General features: G+C 71.7%; 11 protein-coding genes. All 11 read right to left on the bottom strand.

The annotated features are described in order from the left end of the window. Positions 1 to 40 precede the first annotated feature (40 nt). The 11 genes from ACFVSU_RS18770 to ACFVSU_RS18720 all read right to left on the bottom strand — a co-directional run bounded on the left by ACFVSU_RS18770 (position 41) and on the right by ACFVSU_RS18720 (position 15,295). Entirely contained in the window at positions 41 to 2,830 is a 2,790-nt protein-coding gene (locus ACFVSU_RS18770) for an AAA family ATPase (RefSeq protein WP_387146465.1), read from the bottom strand. Positions 2,831 to 2,902: 72 nt separating this feature from the next. Then, a complete protein-coding gene (locus ACFVSU_RS18765) occupies positions 2,903 to 3,301 on the bottom strand; it encodes a phage holin family protein (protein WP_310289626.1) in 399 nt (132 codons plus the stop codon). A gap of 85 nt (positions 3,302 to 3,386) precedes the next feature. Then, entirely contained in the window at positions 3,387 to 4,466 is a 1,080-nt protein-coding gene (gene prfA / locus ACFVSU_RS18760; RefSeq protein ID WP_387146462.1) for a peptide chain release factor 1, read from the bottom strand. Positions 4,467 to 4,472: 6 nt separating this feature from the next. Beyond that, positions 4,473 to 6,701, bottom strand: coding sequence for a transcription termination factor Rho (gene rho / locus ACFVSU_RS18755; RefSeq protein WP_387146459.1), 2,229 nt, complete (start codon positions 6,699 to 6,701; stop codon positions 4,473 to 4,475). 203 nt (positions 6,702 to 6,904) lie between these two features. Beyond that, on the bottom strand, positions 6,905 to 7,852 hold the full coding sequence (gene thrB, locus ACFVSU_RS18750) for a homoserine kinase (protein ID WP_310289620.1): 948 nt from the start codon (positions 7,850 to 7,852) through the stop codon (positions 6,905 to 6,907). Then, a complete protein-coding gene (gene thrC / locus ACFVSU_RS18745; protein WP_310289618.1) occupies positions 7,849 to 8,937 on the bottom strand; it encodes a threonine synthase in 1,089 nt (362 codons plus the stop codon). The genes thrB and thrC overlap by 4 nt, the downstream gene beginning before the upstream one ends. Before the next feature lie 24 nt (positions 8,938 to 8,961). After that, on the bottom strand, positions 8,962 to 10,275 hold the full coding sequence (locus ACFVSU_RS18740) for a homoserine dehydrogenase (RefSeq protein WP_375872893.1): 1,314 nt from the start codon (positions 10,273 to 10,275) through the stop codon (positions 8,962 to 8,964). Continuing rightward, positions 10,272 to 11,756: a diaminopimelate decarboxylase gene (gene lysA / locus ACFVSU_RS18735; protein WP_387146986.1), complete on the bottom strand. Its 1,485-nt coding sequence runs from the start codon at positions 11,754 to 11,756 to the stop codon at positions 10,272 to 10,274. Before lysA ends, ACFVSU_RS18740 begins: the two co-directional genes overlap by 4 nt. Before the next feature lie 149 nt (positions 11,757 to 11,905). Beyond that, positions 11,906 to 12,724 (bottom strand): DUF2993 domain-containing protein, encoded by an 819-nt coding sequence (locus tag ACFVSU_RS18730; protein WP_387146454.1) that lies wholly within the window; start codon positions 12,722 to 12,724, stop codon positions 11,906 to 11,908. Between the two features lie 2 nt (positions 12,725 to 12,726). Then, positions 12,727 to 14,394: an arginine--tRNA ligase gene (locus ACFVSU_RS18725; RefSeq protein ID WP_387146451.1), complete on the bottom strand. Its 1,668-nt coding sequence runs from the start codon at positions 14,392 to 14,394 to the stop codon at positions 12,727 to 12,729. 46 nt (positions 14,395 to 14,440) lie between these two features. Then, complete coding sequence (locus tag ACFVSU_RS18720; protein WP_387146448.1) at positions 14,441 to 15,295, bottom strand: transglutaminase family protein; 855 nt, start codon at positions 15,293 to 15,295, stop codon at positions 14,441 to 14,443. Between the last annotated feature and the right edge of the window lie 54 nt (positions 15,296 to 15,349).

Genomic DNA, 15,349 nt, shown 5'->3' with positions numbered 1-15,349 from the left:
GCGCCCCGCGGCATCGCTCGGCGCCGCGGGTCGTCCCTGCCTACGCGGCGCTGCGGCGGTAGATCGCGGCCGCGGCGGTGCGCGACGGCGCCTCGAGCTTGCGCAGGATCGCGGATACGTGCACGGAGACCGTCTTGACGCTGATGTAGAGCCGCTCCGCGATCTGCCCGTTGCTGAGCCCCTCGGCGACCAGCTCGAGCACCTGCTCCTCGCGGGCGGTCAGCAGTGAGCGCGACGCGTCGCCCGTGAGTCCGGCATCCGTCAGCAGGGCGCTCGCACGCGCGGCGAGGCCGTCGGCACCGAGTTCCTCGGCGTACGACACCGCCGCCGCGAGCGCCTCGCGAGCGCCCGCGCGGTCGCCCTCCGCCAGCAGCGCCTCGCCGTGCCGGACGCGCGCGTACGCGCGGATGTACGCGGGTCCCATCGCGTCGATCGCAGCGGTCCACGGTCCTTCGCCGAGCTCGGCGGCGAAGACGGCCGCCCACAGCGGGGTCACCGGCCAGACGTCGAACCCGGCGAGCACGGCTCGGTAGGGCTCGATGTCGGCATCCTCGCCGCGTTCGCGGAGCATCGCGACCGCCCTGGCCGCGATCGCGGTCAGCGGCAGCGCGAGCACGCCGCCGGCGGGCGTCTCCCACGCCAGCCGCGCGTGCGCGAGCGCCTCGTGCGCGTCTCCGCGGGCGAGCGCCAGCTCGCCGAGGTCGTACGCCATGCCGAAGCGGGTCTGGAACTCGTACGCGCCGAACATGTCGAGTTCCAGGCGCGCGGCGTCGAGAGCCGCCTCGGCCCCGTCGATGCGCCCGCGCCAGATGGCCAGGCACACCAGCCGCTCACGCAGGAAGGCGGAGTAGAGGCCCGGTTCGACCATCGGGAGCAGGCCGCCGAGCTCCTCGGCCTCCCGCAGCCGGCCGGCGTAGATGTGCGCCTCGATCATGTTGGCCTCGATCATCACGAGCGGGCCGAGATCGGCCACATGGGTGCGGCCGTACTCCTGCCCCTCCCGCGCCAGGGCGACGGCGTCCTCGTAGCGGCCGATCAGCATGAGGGTGTTCGAGTAGTTGATGTAGAACCGCATCATCGCGCGGACGAACCCGTCCGCGTGCGCACGCGCCTCCTCGAAGAGGCTCACGCCGTCCGGATCGCCGACGCTGGCGCGACACGTCGCGGCGATGAGCAGCGCCTGCGCGAGGATCTCGCGCGCGGCGGGGTCTCCTGCGGCGGCCGCAGCCTCAGCGGTCGCTCGTGTCTGCGCGGCGACCTCCGCGCCGAGTTCCTGGCGCCCGTTGAGCATGTGCACGCGCGCGGAGCTGAGCAGGAGGCCGGCGCGCTGCACGTCGTGCCGCGGGTCGTCGCCCAGGATCGCCAGCGCCTGCTCGATGCTCTCGACCCCGTCCGACACCCCGGCCTGGAACTCGATCGTCGCGAGGTCGCCGAGCATCGCGGCGCGCCCGACGACGTCGTCCTCGGGCCAGAGAGCCACCGCCTCGCGCGCGAACGCGAGGGCGCGATCGTTCCGATTCGCCGACACGAGGGCGGCGGAGGTGCGGCGCAGCACCTCGGCCCGCGGCATCCCGCAGATCCCCTCGGGGTCGGGGACCGAGTCCCAGAGCTCGAGCACCCGCTCCCCCGCCTCGGCCGCCGTCGACCACGCCGACGCGACGCTCGCGGCGCGCTGCGCCGCCACTCCGGCGGCCAGCGCGCGGTCGGGCACGCGCGCCGCGCGCCAGTGGTGGGCGATGTCCGCGAGGACACGGGCCGTGGGCGCCGAGTTCTCGAGTGCCACGGCGTAGGCGGTGTGCAGGCGCGTCCGCTCGGTCGGAAGGAGCTCCGCGTAGACCGCCTCCTGCATGAGCGCGTGACGGAACGCGTAGGCGTCGTCGCGGATCACGACGACCTGCGCGTCGACGGCGCTGCGCACGGCGTCCTCGAGGGCGGCCTCGTCACCGTCGAACACGTCGCGCAGGACGGGGTGCGCCACCTCGACCCCGCCGGTCGCCAGCACGCGCGTGAAACGGCGGGCCTCGGCATCCAATCGCTCGTAGCGCAGCAGGAGGACGTCGCGCAGTGAGACCGGCAGTCGCGTGCCCGAGAAGCTCGCGAGCTCCTCAACGTAGAACGGGATGCCGTCGCTGCGGGCGGCGATGTCGTTCAGCACGCCGGCCGCCAGCGTGTCGCCGTGCACCGCGTTGGCGAGCGCGCCGACTTCGGCGGGGCTGAGGCGAGCGAGGGGCCGGTGGGTCAGCAGGCGCGCGCGGTCGAGCTCGGCGAGCACCGGGCGCAGCGGATGTGCGCGCCCGACGTCGTCGGTGCGGTACGACAGCAGCACGAACAGCGGCAGCGCGGCCGCGCGGCGGACCAGCCGCGCCGCGATGTCGCACGTCGTGCTGTCGGCCCAGTGGAGGTCCTCGATGATGACGACCAGCCGGTGCGTGCGCGCCAGCTGCGAGAACAGCTCGACGACGACGTCGGCGAGCCGCTCGGCGTCGCCGGCGCTGTCGGCGAGCGCCGGCACGAGCACCCCGAGCGCGTCCGCGCCGGGACCGGCTGCCGTGCGCACCGCGTCCACGCCCAGCGCGTCGACGAGGTCGCGCAGGAGGTCGGTGATCGCCGTCAGCGGTGCCGGGCCCGAACCCGAGTCGACCGAGGCTCCCCGGACGACGACCACATCGGTGAGGCTCTCACTGAAATCCCGGAGCAGACGGGTCTTGCCCATCCCCGCGTCACCCGACACGACGACGGCGCGACCTTCCGCGCCCACGGCGTCGACCTCGTCGCGCAGCGCGTCGAGGTCCGCCTGGCGGCCGACGAGGGGCACCCGGCCGATCTGCATACCGCCCATCATCCCACCAGCCTCGCGGCTGAGGCGGCCCGGCGGATCGGGAGGAATCCCTATCTTGGGGCGTCAGCCGCGGCGGTCCTGCACCTTGTTCTTGATGAACAGCGGCGGCAGCAGCCACGTCGCGAGCGCGGTCACGAGCCACACGATGAGCGTTCCGATGATCCAGGCGACCGGGCCGTCGATGCCGATGCCCGCCGCGGGGATGAGCACCGCGATGAGCAGCGCCACGAACGTCGAGAGCAGTCCGATGCCCCCGATCAGCGCGTTGGCGTGCCGCCGCGTGATCTTGAGCAGCCACGGCGCGAGGATGCTCTGCAGCACGGCGAAGATCACGACGGCGAGGAGGATCCCCCACCAGTCGTTCCAGTGCAGATAGAACCCGTCCAGGATCAGGTCGGCCACGATGAGGCCGAGCGCCGCCGACACCAGGAAGATGAGAGCGCGGATGAGCAGCGTGAGCACGCTCGAAGCCTAGCGGCGCAGCATCCGGAGTCCGCCGAGCGCCACGGATGCCGAGACCGGGGAATCGCGCCCTCAGCCGAGGCGATCAGTCGTCGGAGCCGAGGGCCGCGAGACGGGCCTCCTCGTCGGCGGTGATCGCCGACTCGATGAGGGGCTCGAGCGCGCCGTCCATCACCTGGTCGAGGTTGTAGGCCTTGTAGCCGGTGCGGTGGTCGGCGATGCGGTTCTCGGGGAAGTTGTACGTGCGGATGCGCTCGGAGCGGTCCATGCCGCGGATCTGCGACTTTCGGGCGTCGGATGCCGCGGCATCCAGCTCCTCCTGCTGCTTGGCGAGGAGACGTGCCCGCAGCACGCGCATACCGGCCTCGCGGTTCTGCAGCTGCGACTTCTCGTTCTGCATCGACACCACGATCCCCGTGGGCATGTGGGTGATGCGCACCGCGGAGTCGGTCGTGTTGACCGACTGGCCGCCCGGACCCGACGACCGGAAGACGTCGATCTTCAGGTCGTTCGGGTCGATGTGCATCTCTTCGGGCTCGTCGACCTCCGGGAACACCAGCACGCCGGTGGTCGACGTGTGGATCCGCCCCTGCGACTCGGTCGCCGGCACGCGCTGCACGCGGTGCACGCCGCCCTCGTACTTGAGGTGCGCCCACACGCCCTGCGCCGGGTCGGACGATGACCCCTTGATCGCGACCTGGACGTCCTTGTAGCCGCCGAGGTCGGACTCGTTGCGCTCGAGGAGCTCGGTCTTCCAGCCCTTGGAGGCCGCGTACTGGATGTACATCCGCAGCAGATCGGCCGCGAACAGCGCCGACTCGGCGCCGCCCTCGCCCTGCTTGATCTCCATGATCACGTCGCGCGCGTCGTCGGGGTCACGCGGGATCAGCAGGCGACGCAGGCGCTCCTGCGCCTCGGCCAGCCCGGCCTCGAGGGCGGGCACCTCCGCCGCGAACGCGTCGTCCTCACGGGCGAGTTCGCGGGCGGCATCCAGATCATCGGATGCCGCCACCCAGTCCTCGTGGGCCTTCACGATGCGCGACAGCTCGGCGTAGCGCCGGTTCACCCGCTTGGCGCGCGCCGCATCGGCGTGCACCGCGGGGTCCGAGAGCTCCTCCTGGACCGCGCGGTGCTCGTCGATCAGTCCCTTGACGGACTCGAACATCGAGGATCAGCGGATGCTGTTGTCGTGATCGTGGCTGCGGCCGCCGCCGTGCCCGTTGGCGGGCGCCGGGATCGACTTCTGCATCTGCACCAGGAACTCGACGTTGGACTGCGTCTCCTTGAGCTTGCCGAGCACGACCTCGAGGGCCTGCTGGGGCTCGAGGCCGGCCAGCGCGCGGCGGAGCTTCCAGGTGATCTTGACCTCGTCGGGCGACAGCAGCATCTCTTCGCGGCGCGTGGACGACGCGTTGACGTCGACGGCCGGGAAGATGCGCTTGTCGGCGAGCTGGCGGTTCAGGCGCAGCTCGCTGTTGCCGGTGCCCTTGAACTCCTCGAAGATCACGTCGTCCATCTTGGAGCCGGTCTCGACGAGGGCCGTCGCGAGGATCGTGAGCGATCCGCCGTTCTCGATGTTGCGCGCGGCGCCGAAGAAGCGCTTGGGCGGGTACAGCGCCGACGCGTCCACGCCACCGGTGAGCACGCGGCCCGAGGTCGGCGCCGAGATGTTGTAGGCGCGGCCGAGGCGCGTGATCGAGTCGAGCAGCACGACGACGTCGCGGCCGAGCTCCACGAGGCGCTTGGCGCGCTCGATGGCGAGCTCGGCGACGGTGGTGTGATCCTCGGCGGGGCGGTCGAAGGTCGAGGCGATGACCTCGCCCTTCACCGTGCGCTGCATGTCGGTGACCTCTTCGGGGCGCTCGTCGACGAGCACGACCATGAGGTGGACCTCGGGGTTGTTGATCGCGATCGCGTTGGCGATCTGCTGCAGCACGATCGTCTTGCCCGCCTTCGGGGGCGCGACGATGAGGCCGCGCTGGCCCTTGCCGATCGGCGCGACGAGATCGATGATGCGCTGCGTCAGCTTCTCGGGCGCGGTCTCGAGGCGCAGGCGCTCCTGCGGGTAGAGCGGCGTCAGCTTGCCGAACTCGACACGGGCGGCGGCGTCGTCGACCGACAGGCCGTTGATCGCGTCGACCTTGACCAGCGCGTTGTACTTCTGACGGCTGGACTGCTCGCCCTCGCGCGGCTGCTTGATCGAGCCGACGACCGCATCGCCCTTGCGCAGGTTGTACTTCTTCACCTGACCGAGCGAGACGTAGACGTCGCTCGGGCCGGGCAGGTAGCCGGAGGTGCGGACGAACGCGTAGTTGTCGAGCACGTCGAGGATGCCCGCGATCGGGATGAGGACGTCGTCCTCGCCGATCTCGGTCTCGAACTCGTCGCCGCCCGCGGCGGCCTGCGTGCCGCGGCGCTTGTTGCGCTGGCGGCCGCGGCCGTTGCCCTGGGCCTGCTGGTCGTCGTCCTGCGTGTCGGCCTTCGCCGGCTCCGCGACGGGCTGCGCGTTCTGGTTCTGGCCGCCCTGCGCGTTCTGGCCCTGTGCGGCCTGGCCGCCCTGTGCGTTCTGGTTCTGCGCGTTGCGGTTGCGGCTGCGGCTGCGGCTGCGGCTCCGGCTGCGCGACGGCGTCTCGGCGCCCTCGCCCTCAGCGGCCTGCTCGCCACCCTCGGCGGACTCGGCGGGCGCCTCGGCACCCTCGGCGGGCGCGTCTGCATCGGCGGCGGGCGCCTCAGCGGGGGCGGGTGCCTCCTCCGCGGCCTGCTCGCCGGCCTCAGCCGGTGCGGCCTCAGCCGGTGCGGCCTCAGCCGGTGCGGCCTCGGCGGGTGCCTCGGCCGGTGCTTCCGCGGCGGGCTCGGCGGGCGCGACGTCAGTGCTCTTCGCACGGCGAGGAGCGCGCTTGCGCGGGGCCTTGGCGGGCGCAGCAGGCGCCTCGGCCGGTGCCTCGGCAGCCGCTTCCACGGCCACGACCTCGGCGACGACCTCTTCGGCCACGACCTCGGCGACGACGGCCTCGGCGACCGCTTCTTCGGCGACCGCGTCCGCGACAGCGGCCTCGGCGACGGCCTCTTCGGCGACGGCGTCGGCGATGATCGCCTCGGCGACGGCCTCCTCGGCCGCTTCCTCAGCGACCTCAGCGGCGGCGGCGTCACCGGACTCCTCGGCGACGATCGCCTCGGCGACAGCCTCCTCGGCGACCTCTTCGGCGGCAAGCGCCTCGACGACGGCCTCGTCGGCGACGGCGTCGGCCGCCTCGGCGACCTCGACGGCCTCTTCGGCGACGACCTCGGCCGCGACGGCCTCGATGACGGCTTCCTCAGCCACGGCCTCGGCCTGGGCCTCGGGCGCTTCCGCGCGCTCGTCGGCCGGAACGTCGGCGTGGATCTCGGAGATGGACTCCACGAGTTCTCCCTTGTGAAAAACGGAACGATTGTGCACGATCGCACGGCGCTGCCAGGTGGCGTCTGCCTGTCTCGATCAGTTGTCACGCCTGTCGAAACACCCGCCGACGGGGTGAGGGACCGCGAGGGTGCTCAGCGGACGTCGGCAGGTCAGAATGCCGTGCGGTGGTTTCGCAGATTTGCGACGGAGGCCAGATTCACGTCTTACGTGGAACCCTCCGCGTACTCCCTCACTGTACCACCCTTGAAGTCGACGGCGAGCATGAGCGCCTCCCACGGGGTGTCGGTCGCGGCGCCTGCGAGCGCCGCCGCCTCGAGGCGTCGTCCCGGGCCGTCGGCGAGCACGAGCACGCTCGGTCCCGCCCCCGACACGACCGCCGCGAAGCCTGCCGCGCGCAGCGCCCGCACAAGACCGTCGGTCTCGGGCATGGCGCTCGCGCGGTAGTTCTGGTGGAGTTTGTCCTCCGTCGCCGCCTGCAGCAGCTCGGGGCTCTGCGTGAGCGCCGCGATCAGGAGCGCGGAGCGCGAGACGTTGAAGACGGCGTCCTCTCGCGGCACATGCATCGGCTGAAGGCTGCGCGCGAGCTCGGTCGACATCGTGAAGGTCGGCACGAAGACGAGCGGCGATACGCCGCGGTGCACGAGAAGCTTCTTGTGCTGCGGGCCGTCCTCGTCCACCCACGCGATGGTGAGGCCGCCGAACAGCGCCGGCGCGACGTTGTCGGGGTGGCCCTCGAGCTCGGTCGCGAGACGGAGCAGCGCATCGGGTCCGAGCTCGACGTCGCCCTCGAGCAGCCCCTTGGCGGCCAAGAGGCCCGAGACGACCGCCGCGCCGGACGAGCCGAGGCCGCGTCCATGCGGGATCACGTTCTTGGCGACCAGGCGGAGTCCCGGCATCCGTCGCCCGACCGATTCGTACGCGTACGCGATCGCCCGCACCACGAGGTGCGAGGCGTCGCGCGGCACGTCGTCCGCACCGGCTCCCTCGACCTCGATCTCGAGCTCGCCCTCCGGCAGCGCCGTGACGTCGAGCTCGTCGTACACGCTCAGCGCGAGGCCGAGCGTGTCGAACCCGGGGCCGAGGTTGGCGCTCGTCGCCGGAACCCGCACCACCACGCGGCGGCCGGGAGCCGGAGCGACGGCTGCGTTCACGCGGTCGCCGCCGCGGGAGCGAGCTCCAGGACGGATGCCACCTCCGACGTCGTGGCGTCGACCACGGTGGGCTCGACCTCCGAGCCGTCGGCGTTGCGCAGCGCCCAGTGCGGGTCCTTGAGGCCGTGGCCGGTGACCGTGAGCACGACGCGCGCGCCCTGGGGCACGATGCCGGCCTCGACGCGATCGAGGAGACCGGCGACGCTGATGGCCGACGCAGGCTCGACGAAGATGCCGACCTCGCCCGCGAGGAGCTTCTGCGCCGCGAGGATGCGGTCGTCGTCGATGGCGCCGAAGTACCCGTCGGTCGCCGCGCGGGCCTCGAGCGCGAGGTCCCACGACGCCGGGTTGCCGATGCGGATGGCGCTGGCCACCGTCTCCGGGTTCTTCACGACCTCGCCGGTGACGAGCGGCGCCGAGCCGGCGGCCTGGAAGCCGAACATGCGAGGCACGCGGGTCGAGACTCCGGCCTCGGCCTCTTCGCGGTACCCCCGCGTGTACGCGGTGTAGTTGCCCGCGTTGCCGACCGGGATGAAGTGGAAGTCGGGGGCATCGCCCAGCTGCTCGACGACCTCGTACGCGGCGGTCTTCTGACCGTCGATGCGGTCGGGGTTGACCGAGTTGACGAGGTGCACCGGGTAATTGTCGGCGAGCTCGCGAGCGATCTCGAGGCAGTCGTCGAAGTTGCCGCGGATCTGGATGAGACGGCCGTTGTGCGCCACGGCCTGGCTGAGCTTGCCCATGGCGATCTTGCCCTCGGGCACGAGCACCGCGGCGGTGATGCCGGCGTGGGCGGCGTACGCGGCCGCCGAGGCGGACGTGTTGCCGGTGGAGGCGCAGATGACGGCCTTCGCGCCGTGCTCGATCGCGCGCGAGACGGCGACGGTCATGCCGCGGTCCTTGAACGAGCCCGTGGGGTTCATGCCCTCGAACTTCACCCATACGTCGGTGCCGGTGCGGCGCGACAGCGCGGGGGCGGGCAGGAGCGGCGTGCCGCCCTCACCGAGGGTGACCACGGTCGAGGCATCCGTGACGCCCAGACGATCTGCGTACTCGCGGAGGACTCCGCGCCAAACGTGTGCCATGTCAGTTCTCCTTCAGAAAAGTCTTCAATTGCCTTCGACGCGCAAGACCGACACGACGCGCTCGACGACGCCGCTCGCGGCGAGACGGTCGACCGTCTCGCTCAGGTCCTGCTCCAGAGCCTTGTGCGTGCCGATCACCAGTCGCGCCACGCCGCTCTCACCCTCGGCCGACTCGACGACGGTCTGCTCGACGGTCGCGATCGACACGCGGCCCTCGCTCAGGATGCCCGCGACCGTGGCCAGCACGCCCGGCTGGTCGTCGACCTCGAGCGTGATCTGGTAGCGCGTGGTGACGCGTCCGACGGGGACGATCGGCAGGTTCGCGAGCGTCGACTCGCCGACGCCGACGCCACCGGCGATGTGGCGGCGTGCCGCCGACACGACGTCGCCGAGCACCGCCGATGCGGTCTGCACGCCACCGGCGCCCGCACCGTAGAACATGAGGTTTCCGGCGGCCTCGGCCTGCACGAACACCGCGTTGTTGGCGCCGTGCACGCTCGCGAGCGGGTGCGCGCGGTCGATGAGCGCCGGGTAGACGCGCACCGAGATGGATTCACCGGATGCCTCGGTCAGGCGCTCGCAGACGGCGAGCAGCTTGATGACGTAGCCGGCGTGGCGCGCGGCATCCATCATCGACTTGTCGATCGCCGTGATGCCCTCGCGGTGCACCGCATCGAGCGGCACCGTGGTGTGGAACGCGAGGCTGGCGAGGATCGCGGCCTTCTGCGCGGCGTCATAGCCCTCGACGTCGGCCGTCGGGTCGGCCTCGGCGTAGCCGAGGCGCTGCGCGTCGGCGAGCACGTCGGCGAACTCGGCACCCTCGGTGTCCATCCGGTCGAGGATGTAGTTCGTGGTGCCGTTGACGATGCCCATGATGCGCTGGACGCGGTCGCCGGCGAGCGAGTCGCGCAGCGGGCGGATGATCGGGATCGCGCCGGCGGCGGCGGCCTCGTAGTAGACCTCTGCACCCACCTGGTCGGCGGCGTCGAAGATCTCGGGGCCGTGCGTCGCGAGGAGCGCCTTGTTCGCCGTCACGATGTCGGCGCCCGAATTGATCGCGTGGAGCAGGTACTCGCGCGCCGGCTCGATGCCGCCCATGAGCTCGATGACGATGTCGGAGCCCACGATGAGCGAGTCCGCGTCGGTGGTGAAGAGCTCGCGCGGCAGGTCGGTCTCGCGCTTGGCGTCGACGTCGCGCACCGCGATGCCCACCAGCTCCAGTCGTGCACCCGCGCGGTCGGCGAGCTCGTCGGCGTGCTGACGCAGCAGCGCGGCGACCTGCGAGCCGACGGCTCCGGCTCCCAGCAGTGCGACGCGGAGTCGGCGGTAGTCGGTCACTTCGACTCGCTTCGCTCGCTCAGTACAGGCATGCGTTGTTTTCCTTCCGTCGGTGCGCCGGCGAGCTCACGCCCGTCGCGCACGGTGCTGAGGCCGGCGTCGCGGGCGAGGAGATCGTCGATCGTCTCGCCGCGCACGATGACGCGGGCCTCTCCCCCGCGCAGCGCCACGACGGGCGGGCGGGGGACGTAGTTGTAGTTGCTCGAGAGCGAGAAGCAGTACGCGCCGGTCGCCGGCACGGCGAGCAGGTCGCCGGGCGAGACGTCGCCGGGCAGGTACTCCGCGTCGACCACGATGTCGCCCGACTCGCAGTGCTTGCCCACGACGCGCGAGAGCGCCGGCTCGGCGTCGCTGGTGCGCGACGCGATGCGGGCCGAGAACTGCGCGCCGTACAGGGCCGGGCGGGCGTTGTCGCTCATGCCGCCGTCGACGCTCACGTACAGGCGGGTGTCGCCGCCCTCGAGCGCGACGGGCTTGGTCGTGCCCACTTCGTACAGGGTCACGCCCGCGCGGCCGACGATGGCACGGCCCGGCTCGAACGCCAGGTTCGGCATGGGGATGCCGCGCACCTCGCACTGCCGGGCGACCGACTCGGCGATGCCCAGCGCGAGCTGCTCGATCGGAGTGGGGTCGTCGACCGACGTGTAGGCGATGCCGAACCCGCCACCGAGGTTCAGGACCGGCAGCTCGCCGCCTTCGCGGAGCTCGGCGTGCAGTTCGACCAGGCGGGCGGCGGACTCCTCGAACCCGGCGGTGCCGAAGATCTGCGAGCCGATGTGGCAGTGCAGGCCCACGAACTCGAGCCCGGCGAGCTCGCGGATGCGGGCGACGGCGGCCGGGGCATCCGTCAGCGTGAAGCCGAACTTCTGGTCTTCGTGAGCCGTCGCGAGGAAGTCGTGCGTCTCGGCGTGCACGCCGCTGTTGACCCGCAGCAGCACCGCCTGCGTCGCTCCGCGGCGCTCGACGATCGCCGCGAGACGCTCGATCTCGATGAGGCTGTCGATGACGATCGAGCCGATGCCGACCTCGACGGCCCGCTCGAGCTCGGCCACCGACTTGTTGTTGCCGTGGAAGCCCAGTCGCGCGGGATCAGCGCCCGCCGCGAGGGCGACGGCGAGTTCTCCGCCGCTGCACACGTCGACCGCGAGCCCCTCTTCGGTGACCCAGCGCACGACCTCTGTGCTGAGGAACGCCTTGCCGGCGTAGTAGACGCGCGCCTGCACGCCGTGCAGGGCCGCAGCCGCGCGGAAGGCGTCGAGCGTGCGGCGGGCGGTCGCACGCACCTCGTCCTCGTCCACGACATACAGAGGCGTGCCGAACCGCTCACGCAGGGCGGTGGCAGGGATGCCGCCGAGCTCCAGCACGCCGTCGGCACCACGCGCCGCGGCCGCCGGCCAGACGGCCGGGGCGAGCCCGTTCGCGTCGGCGGGGCGCTCGAGCCACGCGGGAGCGACGGAACGGTGGTGCGGGTCGGCGGACACGGTGGACCAATCGGTGGGAGCTTCGACGCTGGCCGTCCGGGAGTCCGGGTGCGGCTCTGCCAGGCCGGAGGGGGTCACGCGCCTGGCGGTGGTAGCAGTCTAGGGCACACGGCTCCGGGGCCCCGCGCCGTGTGACGCCCTGCGGCGGTTCAGGCGCAGGTGCCGTTCTCCTGCAGCGCCGGATCGGTGGCGATGGCCCCGTCGACGTCGAAGTCGGCGACGAGCACGTCGCCGGTCACCTCGACGGAGGTGAGGGTCACCCCGGATGGCAGGTACTGCGCGATGCACACGTTCCACTCGCGCAGGACGATGTCGGCGAGACCCCCGAACTGGCTGCGCAGGGCGTCGGCGGTCACCTCCGACTCGCCGAGGCGGAACGCCGCGGGCGACAGGACGATGGCGCCGTCCGCCGCGGCCGGCGCCAGCGCGACGCCGACCGGGATGGACACACCGAACAGCTGCAGGTCGATCGACATCGTCAGGTTCGGCGCGGCGAGCCCCACGGTGTCGGCGGGGAAGCCCTCGACCGTCGCGAGCAGCGTGCGCAACTGCGACTCGTCGAGCGAGACGGTCGCCGTGGCGCCGCTCATCTCTCCGGTGCCGCGCACGGCGACATCGTGCGCCGTCACGGTCACATCGCCGGTGCCACCGCCGAGCGTGACATCGTCGGAGGCGATCGTGAGGTCGTCGATGGAGCCGGAGATGAGCTGCGGGATGACGGCGCCGGTGACGTCGACGTCGACCGGGTGGTCGGCGGGCAGCGACAGCTGGGTGCGCACCTGGTCGCGGACCACGCCGGTCACGATCTGCCGGGCGATCGCCTCGGCGGCGAACCACGCGGCCACGGCGAGCACGGCGACGATCGCGAACGCCACGATCCACGGCCAGACGCGACGCGGCTGCGCCGGAGCCGTGGACAGCGTCCCGTCGGGGATCGGTTCGGTCGCCTGCGTGTCGCCTCTGGCCATTGCTACATCCGTTCCGGTGCGGTGACACCCAGGAGATCGAGCCCGTTGCGCAGCACCTGGCCGGTGGCGTCGTTGAGCCACAGACGGGTGCGGTGCACCGACTCGACGGGCTCGTCGCCCAGCGGGATCACGCGGCAGTTGTCGTACCAGCGGTGGTAGAGCCCCGCGAGCTCCTCGAGGTACCGCGCGACGCGATGCGGCTCGCGCACCTCGGCGGCGAACGCGACGATGCGCGGGAACTCCTGCAGCGCGCCGAGAAGTGCCGACTCGGTCTCGTGGGTCAGCAGCTCGGGGGCGAACTCGGAGCGGTCGACGCCCGAGCCGTGCGCGTTCCGCGCGACGTTGTGCGTGCGCGCGTGGGCGTACTGCACGTAGAAGACGGGGTTGTCGTTGGTGCGCTTGCGCAGGATCTCGGGGTCGAGCGTCAGCGGCGAGTCCGCGGGGTAGCGCGCGAGCGAATAGCGCAGGGCGTCGGTGCCGATCCAGTCCCGCAGGTCGTCGAGCTCGATGATGTTGCCCGCGCGCTTCGAGAGCCGTGCGCCGTTGACCGACACGAGCTGCCCGATGAGCACCTCGATGTCCTTCTCGGGGTCGTCGCCGGCCGCACCGGCGAGCGCCTTGAGGCGGTGCACGTAGCCGTGGTGGTCGGCGCCGAGCAGGTAGATCTTGTGCGCGAAGCCGCGGTCGCCCTTGTTGAGGTAGTACGCCGCGTCGGCCGCGAAGTAGGTGTACTCGCCGTTCGAGCGACGGATGACGCGATCCTTGTCGTCGCCGAAGTCCGTGGTGCGCACCCACACGGCGCCCTCGTCGTCGAACACGTGGCCCTGCTCGCGCAGGCGGTCGACGGCCTCGTCCACGAGGCTCGGCTCGCCGTCCGACCCCTTCCCGTGGAGCGTGCGCTCGCTGAAGAAGACGTCGAAGTGCACGTTGAACTTCTCGAGCGACGACTGCAGGTCGCCGAGCTGCAGCTCGTAGGCGCGGTCGCGCGCGATCCGCAGCTGCTCGTCCTCCGGCAGCGTCGGCAGCTCGGGCACCGCCGAGAGCACCCGCTGCGCCAGGTCGTCGATGTACGAACCCGGGTAGCCGTCCTCGGGGGTCGGCTCGCCCTTGGCGGCGGCGAGCACGGAGCGGCCGAACCGATCCATCTGCGCGCCGGCGTCGTTGACGTAGAACTCGCGGACGAGCGTCGCACCGCTCGCGAGGAGCAGGCGCGCCATCGAGTCGCCGAGCGCGGCCCAGCGGGTGTGGCCGATGTGCATCGGACCCGTCGGGTTCGCGCTGACGAACTCGAGGTTGATCGTGTTGCCCCGCTGCGACTCGTTCGTTCCGAACGCCGCGCCCGCATCGACGATGGTCTTCGCGAGCGCACCTGCGGCGGCGGCATCCAATCGGATGTTGATGAAGCCGGGTCCGGCGATCTCGACATCCGCGATGCCGTCCACCTGCGCGAGACCGGCCGCGATGTCGGCGGCGAACTCGCGGGGGTTGGCGCCGACGGCCTTCGCGAGCTTGAGCGCCGCGTTCGAGGCCCAGTCGCCGTGGTCGCGGTTCTTCGGCCGCTCGAGCGGCAGATCGGCGACCGTGAGTCCTTCGGCCGCACCGGGTCGTCGCGCCTCCGCGAGCGGGGCGACGACGGCGAGCAGGGCGGCGGAGAGGGCTTCGGGATTCATAGCCCGTCAAGTCTACGGGCGCGGCCCGCTCCGCCCCTGCGCGGGGTCAGGAGATCTGCACCAGCGCGCCGAAGTCGTCGGCGGCGGGATCGGATGCCTCGGGCAGCACTTCGGGCAGGGTGTCGAGTCCGTCGAGGGTCGCGGCCTCGGGGACCACCCACGCGTCGACGCGCAGGCGCTTCAGACCGACGTAGCCGCCGTGGTAGCTGAGGAACGCGCAGTCGGCGGCATCGCGACCCGTCGCGATGCGCACCAGCGAGTTGCGGTTCGAGAGGCGCGTCGCGTCGATGACGTACCAGGCGCCGTCGAGGTAGGCCTCGGCCACGGCGTGGAAGTCCATCGGGCGAAGCCCCGGCGCGAAGCACGCGGCATAGCGGGCCGGCATGTCCATCGCACGCAGGAGGGCGATGACGACGTGCGCGTAGTCGCGGCAGACGCCCTGGCCCGTCATGAGGGTCGTGACCGCGCTGTCCGTGCCCTGACTGAGACCCGGCGTGTACGTGGTGCTCGTCGAGACGAACTCGGACACCGCCGCGATGAGGTCGTGGCCCGAGAGCCCCTTGAACTGGCGACGGGCCTGCTGGAACACCTCGTCGGACTGCGCGTACCGGCTCGGGCGCAGGTAGGTGATGGCTTCGAGATCGCTCGTGCGGTTGCTCGCGGCCTGGCCGTCGACGGTCGCCTCGTAGCGGATCTCGAGGTGCCCGGGCTCGCCCGTGAGGCGGTGCAGCCTGCTTCCCGACTGGTCGACGATCTCGGTCGGGGTGTACACGCGATCGCCCTGGGTGAACGTCAGATGCTCACTCGAGATCGGCACCGCCTGAGCGGCTGCGATCTGGAAGATGAGGTCGACGGATGCCCCCAATTCGAGGTCCATCTCAGCGGTCACGACGCGTTGCACCGAAGTATCCTCGCACGCCGCGAGGGCTTGATCGTGCGGGGTTGACAACCTCTT

The organism is Microbacterium sp. NPDC058062, assembly GCF_042885375.1.
In the GTDB taxonomy this organism is placed as follows: domain Bacteria; phylum Actinomycetota; class Actinomycetes; order Actinomycetales; family Microbacteriaceae; genus Microbacterium; species Microbacterium trichothecenolyticum_C.
The sequence above is the reverse complement of the archived record's forward strand: the minus strand, read 5'-3'. Positions and strand labels throughout refer to the sequence as shown.

Excerpts from the sequence above, each read along its gene's own strand:
- ACFVSU_RS18770 (WP_387146465.1), bottom strand. The coding sequence starts at position 2,830 with ATGCAGATCGGCCGGGTGCCCCTCGTCGGCCGCCAGGCGGACCTCGAC.
- prfA (WP_387146462.1), bottom strand. The coding sequence starts at position 4,466 with ATGTTCGAGTCCGTCAAGGGACTGATCGACGAGCACCGCGCGGTCCAG.
- thrC (WP_310289618.1), bottom strand. The coding sequence starts at position 8,937 with ATGGCACACGTTTGGCGCGGAGTCCTCCGCGAGTACGCAGATCGTCTG.
- ACFVSU_RS18730 (WP_387146454.1), bottom strand. The coding sequence starts at position 12,724 with ATGGCCAGAGGCGACACGCAGGCGACCGAACCGATCCCCGACGGGACG.
- ACFVSU_RS18725 (WP_387146451.1), bottom strand. The coding sequence starts at position 14,394 with ATGAATCCCGAAGCCCTCTCCGCCGCCCTGCTCGCCGTCGTCGCCCCG.